Raw genomic sequence first — 549 nt, 5'->3', positions numbered from 1 at the left:
AAAAATGCCACGCGTTGCGAATCCCTCTTGAGCAGTTTGTTAGTCGCGAGGCACCGAGCGACAATTTTAAGCCGAACCAAACTTTGCAAACAACAAACTTTATGTGCTTTGATGCACTTAAATCAGGCGTAGTTTCAAAGCGGCTAGTCAATGAAACCACTTGGAACAAACAACGCCGCAGAAAACGGACTGACAACACCAAAAAACGCTTTTGGAAAACCAATCTCACAGTGCGGACTTTCAACAAAGTCACTGAAACCACGTGGAACTTACCACACCAGAGAAAACGTCTTTTCAGCGAGTAAATTTGCTTTTGAACCAACAAACTCACCGAGCAGATTTGCAGCCAAAAACAAATTATCGATTGCCCTGCTCTGTCAGCACCAAAGAACAAAGCAACCGCTAGAGCACTTGCAAAACGTTGGACTTTAAACAGCTGAAACTGAGTTTTGACCATCGATGATAAATCTGTGTATCAAACAAACAGCTGCCAAATTTTGAGCTCAGAAACATGATTTTGATTGCTAGCTTTTTCTGGCGACTAACGCC

General features: G+C 42.8%; 1 protein-coding gene. It reads left to right on the top strand.

Going from position 1 to position 549, the window contains the following annotated elements; translation table 11 throughout:
- The coding region (locus R7E38_RS23260) for a hypothetical protein (protein WP_318082207.1) at window positions 1-305 on the top strand (305 nt) is incomplete at its 5' end.
- Window positions 306-549 lie beyond the last annotated feature (244 nt).

This window comes from Vibrio sp. Vb2131 (genome assembly GCF_033338535.1).
Lineage (GTDB): Bacteria > Pseudomonadota > Gammaproteobacteria > Enterobacterales > Vibrionaceae > Vibrio > Vibrio alginolyticus.
Note: the sequence above shows the minus strand (reverse complement) of the source record. Positions and strands in the feature narration are given on the sequence as shown.